Source organism: Actinosynnema sp. NPDC053489 (assembly GCF_044544865.1).
Taxonomy (GTDB): Bacteria; Actinomycetota; Actinomycetes; order Mycobacteriales; family Pseudonocardiaceae; genus Actinosynnema.
The window spans coordinates 98978-114063 of record NZ_JBITXT010000001.1; the positions used below are offsets into that span (position 1 = coordinate 98978).

The 15086-nt window shown below is 70.4% G+C and carries 10 protein-coding genes; all 10 read right to left on the bottom strand.

The window, feature by feature from the left end:
- Positions 1 to 42: 42 nt before the first annotated feature.
- The 10 genes from ACIGNX_RS00440 to ACIGNX_RS00485 all read right to left on the bottom strand — a co-directional run bounded on the left by ACIGNX_RS00440 (position 43) and on the right by ACIGNX_RS00485 (position 15080).
- Entirely contained in the window at positions 43 to 1386 is a 1344-nt protein-coding gene (locus tag ACIGNX_RS00440) for a cellulose binding domain-containing protein (RefSeq protein WP_396534696.1), read from the bottom strand.
- Positions 1387 to 1412: 26 nt separating this feature from the next.
- Entirely contained in the window at positions 1413 to 2819 is a 1407-nt protein-coding gene (locus tag ACIGNX_RS00445; RefSeq protein WP_396534698.1) for an endo-1,4-beta-xylanase, read from the bottom strand.
- Positions 2820 to 2847: 28 nt separating this feature from the next.
- Positions 2848 to 4209, bottom strand: a complete 1362-nt coding sequence (locus ACIGNX_RS00450; RefSeq protein WP_396534700.1) for a PHB depolymerase family esterase — start codon at positions 4207 to 4209, stop codon at positions 2848 to 2850.
- Positions 4210 to 4213: 4 nt separating this feature from the next.
- Positions 4214 to 5602: an endo-1,4-beta-xylanase gene (locus ACIGNX_RS00455; protein WP_396534702.1), complete on the bottom strand. Its 1389-nt coding sequence runs from the start codon at positions 5600 to 5602 to the stop codon at positions 4214 to 4216.
- A 437-nt stretch (positions 5603 to 6039) separates the two neighbouring features.
- Positions 6040 to 7329 (bottom strand): cellulose binding domain-containing protein, encoded by a 1290-nt coding sequence (locus tag ACIGNX_RS00460; protein WP_396534704.1) that lies wholly within the window; start codon positions 7327 to 7329, stop codon positions 6040 to 6042.
- An 89-nt stretch (positions 7330 to 7418) separates the two neighbouring features.
- Positions 7419 to 8792, bottom strand: coding sequence for an endo-1,4-beta-xylanase (locus ACIGNX_RS00465; RefSeq protein ID WP_396534706.1), 1374 nt, complete (start codon positions 8790 to 8792; stop codon positions 7419 to 7421).
- A 458-nt stretch (positions 8793 to 9250) separates the two neighbouring features.
- A complete protein-coding gene (locus ACIGNX_RS00470) occupies positions 9251 to 11353 on the bottom strand; it encodes a family 43 glycosylhydrolase (protein ID WP_396534708.1) in 2103 nt (700 codons plus the stop codon).
- 262 nt (positions 11354 to 11615) lie between these two features.
- Positions 11616 to 13004 carry an endo-1,4-beta-xylanase gene (locus ACIGNX_RS00475; RefSeq protein ID WP_396534710.1) on the bottom strand — a complete coding sequence of 463 codons (1389 nt, stop codon included), beginning with the start codon at positions 13002 to 13004 and terminating at the stop codon, positions 11616 to 11618.
- A 403-nt stretch (positions 13005 to 13407) separates the two neighbouring features.
- Positions 13408 to 14241, bottom strand: a complete 834-nt coding sequence (locus tag ACIGNX_RS00480; RefSeq protein ID WP_396534712.1) for a carbohydrate ABC transporter permease — start codon at positions 14239 to 14241, stop codon at positions 13408 to 13410.
- A complete protein-coding gene (locus ACIGNX_RS00485) occupies positions 14238 to 15080 on the bottom strand; it encodes a carbohydrate ABC transporter permease (RefSeq protein ID WP_396534714.1) in 843 nt (280 codons plus the stop codon). The genes ACIGNX_RS00480 and ACIGNX_RS00485 overlap by 4 nt, the downstream gene beginning before the upstream one ends.
- Positions 15081 to 15086: the final 6 nt, after the last annotated feature.

The window sequence follows — 15086 nt, forward strand, 5'->3', positions numbered from 1 at the left end:
CGGTGGGGCTGCCGCCGGCCGTCGTGGCGGCAGCCCCGCTGGTCAGGCGGTGGTGCAGGGGTTGCCGTTCAGGGTGAACGACCGCGGTGCGCCGGTGTTGCCGGTGTGGTTGGCCTGGAAGCCGATGGTCACCGAGGCGTTCGGGGCGATGTCACCGTTGTAGGAGACGTTCCTGGCGGTCACCTGGCCCGACGCCGGCGCGAAGGTCGCGTTCCAGCCCGACGTGATGGTCTGGCCGTCCGGCAGCGCGAACACCAGCGACCAGCCCGCGACCGGCGTCGACCCGGTGTTCGTCACGGTGATGCTGGACGTCAGCCCGGAGTTCCACGCGTTGATCGCGTCGGTGACGCGGCACGTCGAGCCACCGGGCACCGAAGTGGTCGTCGTCGTGGTGGTCGTGGTCGTTGTCGTGCTGGTGGTTGTCGTGGTCGAGGTGGGACCGCTGCCCTCGAACTGGGTGATGAACTTCCACACCTCGGCCGACGTCCACGTCCGGTAGCCGTCGCAGGTGCACCCGTCGATCGGACCGGGCGTGTGACCGCCGTCGAACGCCGCCCACACGACCGGGAACCCGGCCCGGCAGCCGCTGTAGTTCGTGACCACGTGGGTCAGGCTGCCCGCGCGGGGCTCCGGCGGGTTCTGGGCCGTGCAGCCGTTGTTGCGCACGAAGGTGTCGCGCATGCCGCGCCCCTGGGAGATGTTGAGCACCGTGTCGCCGATGCCGTGCACCCCCATGTACGCGATGGGCTGCGTGCCGCCGTTGCACCCGCTGAGCTGCCCGCCCGAGTAGACCACCACCGCGCGGAACACGGTGGCGCGGGCGCAGGCGACCGCGTACGACATCGCGCCGCCGTAGCTGAAGCCGCCCGCGAACTGCTGCGCGGTGTCGATGCACAGCCCCGACTGCAGCAGCCGCACCAGGTCGTCGACGAACGTCAGGTCGCGACCGCCGGAGTTCGCCCAGCCGTTGTCGATGCCCTGCGGCGCGACGAAGATCGTGTTGTTGTTCGCCGCGTCGGCCAGTTTCCGCAGCCCGTAGTAGGACCAGTTGTAGCCGTCCGTGCCGCCCGAGTCGACGTTGCCCGCGGTGCCGCCGAGCCAGTGGAAGCCCACGAACAGCCGGTACTGCCGGTTCTGGTCGTAGTTGGCCGGCAACCGCAGGATGTAGGACCGGTTCAGGCCGGCGCTGGTGATCGTGTGCGTGCCGCTGGTCAGCGTCGGGGCCTTGCCGCACCCGGCGGTCGCGGCGGCGGCGCCCACCTGGCCGGTCGGCGTGCCGCCGAGGGCGACGCCACCCGCGCCCAGCAGGAGCAGGAGCGCCGCGGCGGTGGAGGCGATCAGGGACCTGCGCCGGGGCGCGGCGCGGTCCGCGTGCTGGTGGAACATCGTCGTCCCTTCGGTCGGGTGGCCGCTCACGTGGTGGCGCAGGTGAGCGTGGGCGAGGAGTTCCGGCCGGTCGAGGTGCCGACGAAGCCGAACGTCGTGCTCGACCCGGCCGCGATCGCGCCGTTGTACGACGTGTTGCGGGCCGTCACGGACGGGCCCTGCGCGGTCAGCACCGCGTTCCACGAGGAGCTGACGGCCTGCCCGTCGGCGAACGTCCAGGAGACCGCCCACCCGCTGATGGCCGCCGCGCCGGCGCTCACCGTGATCTCGGCCTGGAACCCGCCCTGCCACTGCCCGGTGACCCGGTACGCGGCGGAGCAGCCCGTCGGGAGCGGACCGTTGGTGGTGGTCGTCGTCGTGGTGGTCGTGGTGGTGGTCGTGGTGGTCGTCGTCGGGCCGCCGGCACCGAAAGCCGTGCTCATGGCGTTGTACGCCGGCTTGGGCTGGAGGTTCCCGTCGAACGGCAGCGCCGCGCCCTCACCGGGGAACACGCCGGGTATCCACGAGTGGTTGTCGCTCAACCCCCACGTCGTGATGCCGACGCACCGCGCCACGGCCAGGCACGCGTCCACCACGGCGGCGTAGTCCCGCGCCTGCTGCGCCAGCTTGCCGCTGTCGGCCGGGGTCTTCATCCGAATGTCCAGCTCGGTGATCGCCACGTCGACGCCCAGGTCGGCGAACCGCTGGAGGTTCTGCCGCAACGACGACGGCACCTGGCCGACGATCATGTGCGCCTGGAACCCGACGCCGTCGATCGGCACGCCCTGCTGCTTGAACGCCTTGACCAGGTTGTAGACGCCGTCGCTCTTCGCGCCGATGCCGTCGGTGTTGTAGTCGTTGTAGTAGAGCTTCACGCCGGGGTCGGCGGCGCGGGCGGCGCGGAACGCCTCGGCGATGAACCCGTCACCGAGCTTCTGCTGCCAGAACGACTGCCGCCGCGTGCCGTCCTCGGCGAACGCCTCGTTGACCACGTCCCAGGCGAACACCTTGCCCTTGTAGTGGCCCATGACGGTGTTGATGTGGTTCACCATCGCCGAGCGCAGCTCCGCCGCAGGCAGGTTCTGCGCCCACGACGGCGTCTGGCTGTGCCAGACCAGCGTGTGGCCGCGGACCTTCTGGTTGGCCGCGACCGCGCCGGCGACGACCTGGTCGCCGCGCGTGAACGTGAAGCTGCCCCGGTTGGGCTCGGTCGCGTCCCACTTCATCTCGTTGCCGGGCGTGACGACGCCCGCCTCGCGTGCGCTCAACGCCCGGTACGCCGAGTCGTTGAAGTCGCCCGCGGTCATCGCGTTGCCGAAGTACCGCCCCTTGGCCGCGGCCAGGTCGCGCAGGGGCGCGGCGGCCGAGGCGGCCGGGGAGAGGACGACGGTCAGCGCGGTGACGGACGCCAGTGCCGCCGCCACCGCCCCGAGCCGCTTGCTCGTGCTGATCACGGAACCTCCAGTCGGGGGAACGGGCTCGTCACGCCGACGCGCACGGCACGCCGTTGAGCGCGAACCCGGTGGCGGGGGCGCTGTTGCCGGTGTGGGTGGCCTGGAAGCCGATCTGCACCGAGCCGTTCGCCGGGATCTGCGCGTTGTAGTCGACGTTGCGCGCCGTCACCTCGCCGGTCGCGGGGGAGTAGGAGGCGCTCCAGCCGCCGGTGATGGCCTGCCCGCCGGGCAGGGTGAACCGGAGCTGCCAGCCGCTCACCGGGGTGCCGGCGTTGTTGGTGATCGTGACCGTCTCGGTCAGGCCGTTGTTCCAGGCGTTGACCACCGCGGTGACCTTGCACCCGCCGGAGGGGACCGGCGTGGTCGTGGTCGTGCTCGTCGTCGTGGTGGTCGTGCTCGTGGTGCTGGTCGTCGTGGTGCTCGTCGTGGTGGACGTGGTGCTGGTCGTCGTGGTCGTCGTCGCGGGCGGGCGGTCCAGGCCGAGGAAGCCGATCGAGTACGCCAGCATCCCGGGTTGCGGCAACGTGTGGCCGGTGCCCTGGATGCTGATGCCCTCCACGGCGTTGCCGTACCGGGTGCGGGTCCAGCTCGACTGCGGATAGTCCGTGGCGGACGGCGTGCGGCTGACCCCGTGGAGGTTGGTCCACTGGTCCAGCTCCTCGCCGAAGTTCGGGTAGGCGAGCGTGGTGTCGGTCGTGCCGTGCCAGAACTGCATCCGCGGGTACGGCCCGGTGTAGCCGGGGTACATGGCGCGTGCCTGGTCGCCCCACTGCTGCGGCGTCTTCAGCACCGTCCCGCCCGAGCACTGGCTGTTCCACAGCGACCCGTTGGTGGTGGCGAAGCAGCCCGCCGGGACGCCGGAGTAGGCCGCGCCCGCGCTGAACACGTCCGGGTACTGGGCCGCCAGCACGTTGGTCATCATCGCGCCGGACGAGAAGCCCGCCACGACGATGCGGGCCGGGTCGACGTTGTAGCGCTGCCGCGCGTACGCCACCATCGACATGATCCCCGTCGAGTCGCCGCCGCCGTCGCGGCGCAGCGCGTTGGGGGTGGACACGTCGAAGCAGTGGCCGTCCCGGGTCGCCTCCGGGTACACGATCACGTACCCGTAGCGGTCGGCCGCGGTCACGTAGTCGTGGCCGTTGCCGTTGTGCACGGCGCTCGCGGAACCGCCGCAGAAGTGCACCATGACCAGCAGCGCCGGGCGGGTGGCCACCCGGTCGGGGGCGTAGACGTACATGTTCAGGCCGGTCGGGTTCGTGCCGAAGCCCGTGACCCGGGTCAGCGAGGCCGCGTTCGCGGGCGGCGCGAGGACGGCCAGGGCCGCGGCGGCGATCAGCGGCACCACCGCCGCGACGACGGCGACGAGCTTGCTCTTGACGTTGCGCATCGGGTCAGCTCCCGGCACAGGTGGGGTTGAGGCCCGCGCCGCTGCCGGTGCCCTGGAAGCCGAACTCGGTGGACTGGCCGGCCGGGACGCTGCCGTTGTAGTCGACGTTGGTCCAGTTCACGGTGCCGGTGTCACCGCTGCGGTTCGCGCTCCACGAGCCGGTGACGGTCGTGCCCGAGGGCAACGTGGTGGTGACCCGCCAGCCGCGCAGGGCGGTGGACCCGGCCGTGACCTTGATCGTGGCCACGAAACCGCCGTTCCACGAGTTGAGCGACACCGAAGCCGTGCAGCCGCTCGGGACGGGATCGCTCGTGGTGGTCGTGGTGGTGGTGGTGGTCGTCGTCGTGGTCGTGGTGGTCGTGGTGGTGGTCCCGCCGGGAACCGTGGTGCCGCCGGCGTTGAGCGCGTTGAGGACGGAGGTGTAGGCGGCTTTCTTGTTGCCGCTGCTGTCGAAGAGGAGGGGGTTTTGGCCGGTGCGCCAGGAGTCGCTGTCGCGGATGCCCCAGACGGTGATGCCGGTGCAGCGGGTGACGGCGAGGCAGGCGCGGGTGACGGTGGCGTAGGCGTTGGCCTGGTTGGAGCCGGAGATGTCGAGTTCGGTGATCTGGACGTCGACGCCGAGGTCGGCGAAGCGCTGGAGGTTGGCCTGGTAGTCCGAGGGCGCGGAGTTGGTGAGGTGGGACTGGAAGCCCACGCAGTCGATCGGCACACCGCGGGACTTGAAGTCGCGCACCATGTTGTAGATGCCGGTCGACTTCGGGTTCACGCCGTCGGTGTTGTAGTCGTTGTAGCAGAGCTTCGCGCCCGGGTCGGCCGCCCGCGCGGCGCGGAACGCGGCCTCGATCCAGTCGTTGCCGGTCCGCTGGAGGTTCGAGTCCCGCCGGCCGCCGCTGCTGCCGTCGGCGAACGCCTCGTTCACCACGTCCCAGGCGTAGACCTTGCCCTTGTAGTGGGTGGCGACCTGGGTGACGTGGTTCATCATGGCGTTGCGCAGGTCCGTGCCGCTCAAGTTCTGGGCCCAGCCCGGTTGCTGCTGGTACCAGAGCAGGGCGTGGCCGCGGACGCGCTTGCCGTTGTTCAGCGCGTGGTTCAGGATGCGGTCGCCGTTGGTGTAGTTGAACTGGCCGCGGTTGGGCTCGGTCGCGTCCCACTTCATCTCGTTCTCGGCCGTGACCATGTCGAACTCGCGGTTCAGGATGTTCACGTAGGTCGAGTCGCCGAGCTTGCCCGCCGCGACGGCGGTGCCGAAGTAGCGGCCGGTCTGCGCGGCGGCGGCGCCGAGGGTGGTCGCCGCGCTCGCCGAGGAGGCCATGATCAACGTCGCGCCGAGCGTGGCCGCCACGGCGGTCGACACGAGCGCGGCTCGTGACGCTGACTTCGCTGTCAGGTTCATGTTCCACACTTTCGGAGGTCACCCGGGGTGCCCCGGGTGGTGGGCAGGACGATCGGGCGACACCCGGCGAGGTCGGTGCGGAGCGTGCGTTCGCGCGTGGCGCACCCCGCGGCGGCGGGACGGGGAGGAGCCCGGTCGGGCGGTGCCGAGCAGGAGTGTGGCATCGAAATGTTCACGTTCACAAGGCTGTGCGGCGAGGTTGGTCCGCATATTGCGCTGTTCGGACTACCGCAATCAGGGAACGTTCCCAATTGCCACTTTGGATGTGGTCGAGGACGGAGTTCGCGACCGCTTCGTAATCGATGTTGCTGAAGTTAACGCTAACATTTTTAGCACTGTGCGAGATGTCCGGATTGCGCGGGAACGCCGAACGGCCGACACCGGCACGCGCTGGACTCCACGCGTGCCGGTGCCGGCCGTTACCCCTCGTGCGATGGTCAGAAGTTCTTGGTGGCGACCGTCCACGGTGCCTTGAACGCGAGCCCGGACGGGCTCAGGACGTACGCGCGCGCCGTCGGGTTGGCGTTGAGCACCATGTCGAGGAACTGCACCACCGTCGTCATGCCGTCGGTCAGCTGGCTGCCCGTGATGAAGCCGGTGTGCCCGGCCTGCGGGTGGCGGGCCAGCACCGCCGGCACGGTCGCCAGGTCGTAGTTGGCCTGGTTGTTCGCGTAGGCGATGTCGGAGGACCCGCCGTCCATGAACAGCGCCGGGGTGTGCAGCTTGGACAGCTCCGAGCGCGGGTAGCCGAACGAGCCGTCGGCGAAGAACCCGCTGTTGAGGGACACGACACCGGACACCCGGCGGTCCTGGGCGGCGACCAGGGCCTCCAGCCCGCCGCACGAGTGGCCGGCGGTGGCCACCTTCAGCAGGTCGAGGCGCTGGCGCAGCGGTGCCCCGGAGCGGTTCTGCTCCCGCTCGGCCCAGCTGATCGCGTCCGTGAGCAGCGAGGGGATGGGCGACCCGCTCGGCACGCCGTTGGCCGAGCCGTCGGCCGAACCGGTGTCCACCACGACGAAGCCCTTGGACGCGATGAACGTCAGGATGCGCGTGACCTCGCTGTTGTCCGTGTGCGCGCACGCGCCGTTGCCGAAGGCCAGCACGGGCAGCGCCCGGTCGACCGCCTGGGGGTTCGACGGGCGGAACACGGTGAAGCGCTTGTCGCCGTAAGCCCCTTCCCGGGTGACCGGGTAGTTGTTCTCGATCATGGGCCGGCCGGGCTGCGGCGTGGTCGTCGTGGTGGTCGTTGTCGTGCTGGTCGTCGTGGTGGTGGTACCTGTGGTGGTGGTCGTTGTCGTGGTCGTCGAGCCGGTGCACACGGTGCCGTTGAGGGCGAACGTCGACGGTGTGGTCGGCTGGACGCCGGACGTGGCGTTGAAGCCGAACGACACCGTCGCGCCCGTGGCGATCGCGCCGTTCCAGGCCGCGTTGACCGCCGTGACCTGGGCCCCGGACTGGGTGTGCGAGCCGTTCCACGACTGCGTGATCCGCTCGTCGCCGGCGAAGGACCACGTGAGCCGCCACCCGGTCACGGCGTCGCCGAGGTTGGTCACGACCACGTTCGCGCCGAACCCGCCCGGCCACTGCGAGGCGATCGCGTAGTCGACCCGGCAACCGGCCGCCGCCGACGCGGGCTGCGACGCGATCAGCGCGGCGCTCGTCGCGACGAGCGCCGCGGCGGCCACCACCGCGGCCGACCGCGCCGCGCGGGAGTCGTTCCTGCGCATGGGGTTGTTCCTTCCACTGGTGGGTGCGCCCACCCGGAGGGGCGCCCGCGCGGGGGGAGGACCCGGCCGGGCTCTCCCCCCGCGTCGGTTCAGCCGACCCGGCAGGAGAGGCTGGGCCAGCTCCAGTTGCCGTTGTGCATGATGGTGAAGCCGAAGACGTTGCCGTTGCCGTTGGGGCGGGCGGTCATCACGTTGCCGCTGCTGTCCCAGGAGGCGGTGGTGTTCCAGGTGGCGATGATCTTCTGCGGCGAGCTGACGGTCACCGTGACGATCCAGTTGTTCGTGCCCGAGACCGTGACCTGGCCGTTGAAGCGGTCACTCCACTTCTGACCCTCGGAGTAGGTGGCGGTGCAGCCGCCCGGGTCCGGGTTCTGCGTGGTCGTGGTGGTCGGACCGGTCGGGTCGGTCGTGGTGGTGGTGGTGGACGTCGGGTTCGAGGTCGAGGCGTTGTTCAGCGCGTTGAGGACCGAGGTGTAGGCGGCCTTCTTGTTGCCCGAGCCGTCGAACAGCAGCGGCGTGCCCGAGGCGCGCCACGAGTCGCTGTCGCGGATGCCCCAGACGGTGATGCCGGTGCAGCGGCTCACGGCCAGGCACGCCTGGACGACGCCCTGGTACTGCTGGGCCTGGCTGGAGCCCGACCCCTCGATGTCCAGCTCGGTGATCTGCACGTCGACGCCGAGCGCGGCGAAGTTGGACAGCGTGGTGTGGTAGTTGGACGGCACGGGGTTGCCGCTGTTGAAGTGCGCCTGGAAGCCGACGCAGTCGATCGGCACGCCCCGGGACTTGAAGTCCTGCACCATCCGGTACACGCCCTGGGTCTTGGCGGCCGACCAGTTGTCGGTGTTGTAGTCGTTGTAGCAGAGCTTCGCGCCCGGGTCGGCCGCCCGCGCGGCGCGGAACGCGGCCTCGATCCAGTCGTTGCCGGTCCGCTGGAGGTTCGAGTCGCGCCTGCCGCCGCTGCTGCCGTCGGCGAACGCCTCGTTCACCACGTCCCAGGCGTAGATCTTGCCCTTGTAGTACGTGGCCACCTGGGTGACGTGGTTCAGCATCGCGTTGCGCAGGGAGGTGCCGGACATGTTCTGCATCCAGCCGGGCTGCTGGGAGTGCCAGGCCAGGGCGTGGCCGCGCACCCGCTTGCCCTGGTTGCGGGCGTGGTTGACGATCCGGTCGCCGTTGCTGAACGAGAACTGGTTCTGGTTCGGCTCGGTGGCGTCCATCTTCATCTCGTTCTCGGCCGTGACCATGTCGAACTCGCGGTTCAGGATGTTCACGTAGGTCGAGTCGCCGAGCTTGTTCGCGGCCACCGCCGTGCCGAAGTAGCGGCCGCTCTGCTGCGCCGCGGCGGCGAGCGTGGAGGCGGCGCCGCTGGCCGGGGACGCCACGAGGAGCGCGGCTCCCGCGGCGGCGGCCACCAGGGTCGACACGAGTGCGACTCGTGAGACTGACTTCGCTGTCAGCGTCATGTTTGGCGCTTTCTGGGGAGCACCCGCGGCAGGGCGGGTGGATCGGGTCGGGGGATGGCGGGTCGGTGTCCCGCCCGAACGGGTGTCCCGCTTCCCGGGACGCCCGCCGTAGGTATCGAAACGTTAAGCAGTATTAGCCGAAACAGTTAGGGCAATCAAGGCTCCCCTTGGCCCGCTCGATCGCCCTGGTTTACATGCATGAACACCGACGGCCGGTATCGGAATCGATCAGGAGTCGGCGTGGAAAGTGCAGGTCAGACCGGTGGTTAACCGGTTCGACCGGGACGTGTCGGAGGGGTGGTCACCGGCCTGGCGCGCTGCGGTTATTGCGAAGAAATTCGAAACAATTTTCGCAAATTTCGAGGGTGCCGCGCGATTCTTCCGGTGCGTTCTGCGGGCGAAAGGGTGAACCCCCTGCGGCTGTTCGCCGCATGGGGTTCACCGTCGTCCACCCCGGGTCAGGGCGTCGTCAGGTCGAACTTGCGGACCGTCACGGCGCCGCCCAGCGCCTGGGTGGCGTAGTTGAAGATGCCGAAGCGGTAGCCCATGAAGAACTGCCAGGTGTTGTTGAGCGTGAGGTTCTGGCCGAACGGGGTGAAGTTGACCCCGTCGGTGCTGTAGGAGAAGCGGGCGACGCGGTTGGAGCCGGGTTGGATGTCGGCGTTGGCCCGCAGCCAGATCCGGCCGCCGCTGACGGCGGCGCTCGCGACCTCCGTGCCGGTGCTGGTGGTGCGCCAGCTCCCGTCCATCGCCAGGCCGTTGGTCATCACCACCCGGGTCTGGCCGTTGTCGCGCCGCACGCCGATCCACGCCGACGACTGGCGCAGCATGGCCAGGCCGGACCGGTCGCCGTCGCGCATGGCGCTGTAGTCCAGCTCGACGGTGGCGGTGGAGGTCGGCCCCTGGATGCGGTGGGTGAGGGTGTTGCGGGCGGCGTAGAGGTCGTTGGTGACCGTGGCCGTCTGCAGCGTCAGCCCGTTGTTGACCGAGTACCGGCTGGTGTCCGGGTCGTGGTTCCACTCCCACTGCGGGCCGAGGGTCGTGCCGGCGAACGTGTCGGCACCCGTGAGCGGCTTGACCGGCCGCGTCGGCAGCGGCGAGGGATAGTTCACGCCCCACCGGCCGTTGACGGTCTGGAGGGTCGGCCAGCCGTCGGAGGTCCAGGTGATCGGCGCGAGCGCCGGCACGCGGCCACCGGGGTAGGCGTCCACGAACGACATGTAGTACCAGCCGCCGTTCTGCGTCTGCACGAGCCCGCCCTGGTGCGGCACGCCTCCGCCGGAGATGGGCCCCGGGAGGTCGAGCAGCACCTGGCGCATCGTGTACGGGCCGAACGGGCTGCTGGCCTTGAGGACGTACTGGCCGTTGGCCGGTCGGGTCAGCCAGATGTAGTAGCTGCCGTTGCGCTTGTAGAACCGCGCCCCCTCGAGCGTGCCGACGTTCGACGGGGTCTGGAACACCTGCTGGGTGCGGACCTGGCTGCGGCCGTCGGCGGACAGCTGGGCGACGCTGATCGTGCTGTTGCCGTACGCCACGTACATCGTGTCGTTGTCGTCGATGAGCATGCCGGCGTCGTAGTAGCAGTTGTCGATCTGGGCGTGCCGGTTCCACGGGCCCTCGACGCTGGTGGCGGTGTAGATGTAGGTGTCGTTGAAGTCGATGCAGCCGGCCCAGTAGTACGTGCGGTTGCTCGGCCGGTACTGCAGCGTGGACGCCCAGATGCCGTTGACGTAGGCCCGCTGCCCGTTGGTCAGGTCGTACTTCGTGCCGAAGTCCAGCGACGGCACCGAGTGGCCCGCGAACTCCCAGTTCACCAGGTCGTAGGACCGCAGGATCGGCGCGCCGGGCGAGTAGTGCATGGTCGAGGCGGTCATGTAGTACACCTCGCCGACCCGGATCACCTCGACGTCGGCGAAGTCCTGCCACACGACCGGGTTGGTGTACTGGCCGGACGGTTGCTGCGACGTGGTGGTGGTCGTCGTGGTGGGGTTCGTGCCGCCGCCCACCCGGACGAGCTGCCACTGCTGGTTGGTCCCGCCCCAGTCGGTGTACTGGACGATGTTGCCGCCGTCGGTGGTGACGGCGTTCTGCACCTCGACGGCCTTGTTGCTGTTGCGGTTGATCAGCCGCACGTAGCCGCCGTCGGAGTCGGCCAGCCGGAACTGCTGGTTGACGCCGTTGCCGTCGGTCCACTGCACGATGTTCGCGCCGTCGGCGGTGGAGAGGTTGTAGACGTCGAGCACCTTGCCGGACAGGCGGGACTTGAGCCGGTAGTAGCCGCCGCCGGAGTCGACGAACTGCCACTGCTGCTGGTTGCCGTCGTTGCGCGTCCACTGGGTGATGCGCGCGCCGTCGTTGGTGGCCAGGTTGTAGACGTCGAGTGCCTTGCCGCTGTTGCGGTTGACCAGCACGTACCACGCGGTGGTGTCGACGGTGGCCGCCGAGCTGGTCGCCGAGCCGAAGACGACCATGACACCTCCGAGCACGACCGCGGCCAGCACCGCGGCCAACCGGCGACGTCTGCGCGCGGAGCGCCGCGGGAGTTCATCGGGGACGGACATGACTGCTCCTAACCCGCCGCGTCGGGCGGCGTCGGGAAGACGGGCGGAGCCCCGCACCGGTGGCGGGGCTCCGGTCACCGGGAGGCGTCCACCTGGGCGCGGTCGTCACCGCGGCGCACGACCGGGCGGTCCTGCGTGGACGCGGTGGCGGTGGTGCGCGACGGTCGGCCGGAGCCGGCCATGGGCGTGCTCCTCCCGGCTGGGGTGGCGGCGAGGTGCGGGCGGCGGGCCGTCGGCCCGCCGCCCGGTGGCGGGGAACCGGTCAGCCGACGCGCAGCAGCTGCCACTGCTGGTTGGCGCCGCCCCAGTCGGTGTACTGGACGATGTTGCCGCCGTCGGCGGTGGACGCACCCTGCACCTCCACCGCCTTGCCGCTGTTGCGGTTGACCAGGCGGACGTACCCGTTCGCGTCGACCGCGCGGAACTGCTGGTTGCTGCCGTTGCCGTCGGTCCACTGCACGATCGAGCCGCCGTCGGCGGTGGAGAAGTTGTAGACGTCGAGCACCTTGCCCGACAACCGCGACTTGACCCGGTAGTAGCCGCCGCCGGAGTCCACGAACTGCCACTGCTGCTGACTGCCGTCGTTGCGCGTCCACTGCGTGATCCGCGCGCCGTCGTTGGTGGCCAGGTTGTAGACGTCCAACGCCTTGCCGCTGTTGCGGTTCACCAGCACGTACCAGGCGGTCGTGTCGATGATCCCGGACGGCGGGTTCGAGCCCTCGTTGAGCGCGTTGAGGACGGAGGTGTAGGCGGCTTTCTTGTTGCCGCTGCTGTCGAAGAGGAGGGGGTTTTGGCCGGTGCGCCAGGAGTCGCTGTCGCGGATGCCCCAGACGGTGATGCCGGTGCAGCGGGCGACGGCGAGGCAGGCGCGGGTGACGGTGGCGTAGGCGTTGGCCTGGTTGGAGCCGGAGATGTCGAGTTCGGTGATCTGGACGTCGACGCCGAGGTCGGCGAAGCGCTGGAGGTTGGCCTGGTAGTCCGAGGGCGCGGAGTTGGTCAGGTGGGACTGGAAGCCCACGCAGTCGATCGGCACGCCCCGCGCCTTGAAGTCCCGCACCATGTTGTAGACACCGGTGCTCTTGGCGTTGACGCCGTCGGTGTTGTAGTCGTTGTAGCACAGCTTCGCGCCCGGGTCGGCGGCACGGGCCGTGCGGAACGCGACCTCGATCCAGTCGTTGCCGGTCCGCTGGAGGTTCGAGTCGCGCCGGCCACCGCTGCTGCCGTCGGCGAACGCCTCGTTCACCACGTCCCAGGCGTAGACCTTGCCCTTGTAGTAGGACGCGACCCGGGTGATGTGGTTGACCAGGGCGGAGCGCAGCGCCGAGCCCTCCATGCGCTGCATCCAGCCGGGCTGCTGGGAGTGCCAGGCCAGCGTGTGGCCGCGCACCCGCATCCCGCGGCTGGTGGCGTGGTTGACGATCCGGTCGCCGTTGGTGAACGAGAACTGGTTCTGGTTCGGCTCGGTGGCGTCCATCTTCATCTCGTTCTCGGCCGTGACCATGGTGAACTCCCGGTTCAGGATGTTCACGTAGGTCGAGTCGCCGAGCTTGCCCGCCGCGACGGCGGTGCCGAAGTAGCGGCCCTTCTCGGCGGCCGACGCGCCCAGCGTCGTGCCCGCCAGGGCCTGGCCGCTGAACGCGACCGTCATCATGGTGGTGACGAGTCCCGCGACGAGCAGGAACGCCGTTGTTCTCGGCCGACGCGGAGGCGTCGGCCGAATGGCCGCCCGGGGCGAATGGTTCATCTCGTGTCCTCACGGATCGAACACCGCGTGCCTTGGTTTCCGCGGTGGCGGGTCGCTGACCGGAACCCGCCGCCGACCGGGGTTCTGCGCAATTGTTAACGCTAACAATTGCGAACCCGAAAAGGCCCGGCGAAATGCGCTTCACCGGCGGGTCGCGGTGGCCGTCGCTGCGGGTGTCCGTCGTGCCTCAGACTGTGAACGATGGCACACGCTGGGTCAAGACGTAACGCAAATGTTTCGTACGGCTGGGTGGGCGCGGTTCGGCCGAAGGGCGATGCGGGTCGGCGCGCTAAAGTTAACGCAAACAATTTTAGCGCGATCGGGCCGTCGGACGGACGATCGCCGCGAAGCCGGCCACCCGGCGGTGCAGCAGCGCGACCACCACCAGCAGGGGTGCGACGAGCAGCAGCGACCCGGCGCACAGCAGCGGGACGTCGGTGCCCCAGCGGCCCTGGAACGCGCCGAGCGCCCCCGCCGCCGTGCGCCGCTCCGGGTCGTCCACCAGCACGACCGACAGCAGGAAGTGGTTCCACGTCCACACGAGCAGCAGGACCGCCAAGGCCGACGTCGCCGGGCGGGCCAGGGGCAGGTGGACCAACCGGAACACCTGCCAGGGCCCGGCGCCGTCCAACCGCGCGCTGTCCGACAGCTCCGGCGGCGCCCCGGCGAAGTGCGCGCGCAGCCAGAGCACCGCGACCGGCAGGTGCACCGCGACCAGCACCGCCACCAGCCCCGACCGCGTGCCGAGCAGGCCGAGGTCCCGCACCTGGCGGTACAGCGGTGTCACGACGGCTTCCAGCGGCAGCACCAAGCCCGCGGCGAACAGCCCGGACACCGCGCGGTCACCGGGGAACCGCAGGTGGCCGAGCGCGTAGCCCGCGGGCGCGGCCAGGGCGAGGGTCAGGGGGACCGCGGCGAGCGCGACCAACGCGCTCGACCCGAGCAGCCGCGCCACGCGCGCCGACCGGAACGCCGTGGCGAAGTTCGACCACTGCGGTTCGTCGGGCCAGGTGAGCCCCGGCGGATAGGTGCCGGACGGGTGCAGCGCGGTGACGAACAACTCGGCCAGCGGCACGAGCGTCACGACGACCAGCGCCGCCAGGACCGCCCGCCCCGCGACCCGCTCCCGCCGCCCGGTCCTCACCGCGACCACCGCAGCACGGGCGCCACCACGACCAGGACCAGCGCCACGAGCACGACCGCCAACGCCGAGGCCAGGCCCACCTCGCGCCGCGCGAACGCCAGCGTGAACACCTCCAGGCCGGGCACGGTCGTGGCGTTGCCCGGCCCGCCCCGCGTGGTCGCGTAGACGACGTCGAAGCTCGCCAGCGCCGCGGTGGACGTCACGACCGCGCACACGCCCAGCTCGCGCCGCACGCCCGGCACCGTGACCGCGCGCAACTCCCGCCACGCGCCCGCGCCGTCCAACCGCGCCGCCTCGTACAGCGCCGGGTCGACGCGCTCCGCACCCGCCAGCAGCAGCGTCGTGCACAGGCCCAGCAAGACCCAGGCCCCGACGACGCCCACCGCACCCAGCGCGGTGGCCGAGTCGCCGAACCACGCCCGGGCCGACCCGCCCAGCCCCACCGCGTCGAGCAGCCGGTTCACCACCCCCGTGGACGACAGCAGCAGGCTCCACGCGAACCCGGCCGCCACCAGCGGCACGGCCTGCGGCACGAGCAGCAGCGCCCGCACCGGTCCGCCGGCCGCCGCGCGCCGGAGCACCGCGGCGGCCAGCAGGCCCAACGGGATCGGCACGCCGGTGAAGAAGGCGACCAGCACCAGGGCGTGGCCGAGCGCGCCGAGCAGGTCCGGGTCGGTCAGCACGGCGACGTAGTTGCCCAGGCCCACCCAGGTGGCGGGCCCGGTGCCGTCCCAGCGGTACAGCGAGAACTGGACGGTCGACGCCAACGGCCGCAGCACGAACACCGCGTACACCAGCAGGGCGGGCAGCGCGAACAGCCAGCCGACCCACCGCGCCACCGCGGC

Coding starts and splice junctions, on each gene's coding strand:
- ACIGNX_RS00475 (WP_396534710.1), bottom strand. CDS start 13,004: ATGATGACGGTCGCGTTCAGCGGCCAGGCCCTGGCGGGCACGACGCTG.
- ACIGNX_RS00465 (WP_396534706.1), bottom strand. CDS start 8,792: ATGACGCTGACAGCGAAGTCAGTCTCACGAGTCGCACTCGTGTCGACC.
- ACIGNX_RS00455 (WP_396534702.1), bottom strand. CDS start 5,602: ATGAACCTGACAGCGAAGTCAGCGTCACGAGCCGCGCTCGTGTCGACC.
- ACIGNX_RS00460 (WP_396534704.1), bottom strand. CDS start 7,329: ATGCGCAGGAACGACTCCCGCGCGGCGCGGTCGGCCGCGGTGGTGGCC.
- ACIGNX_RS00450 (WP_396534700.1), bottom strand. CDS start 4,209: ATGCGCAACGTCAAGAGCAAGCTCGTCGCCGTCGTCGCGGCGGTGGTG.
- ACIGNX_RS00440 (WP_396534696.1), bottom strand. CDS start 1,386: ATGTTCCACCAGCACGCGGACCGCGCCGCGCCCCGGCGCAGGTCCCTG.
- ACIGNX_RS00470 (WP_396534708.1), bottom strand. CDS start 11,353: ATGTCCGTCCCCGATGAACTCCCGCGGCGCTCCGCGCGCAGACGTCGC.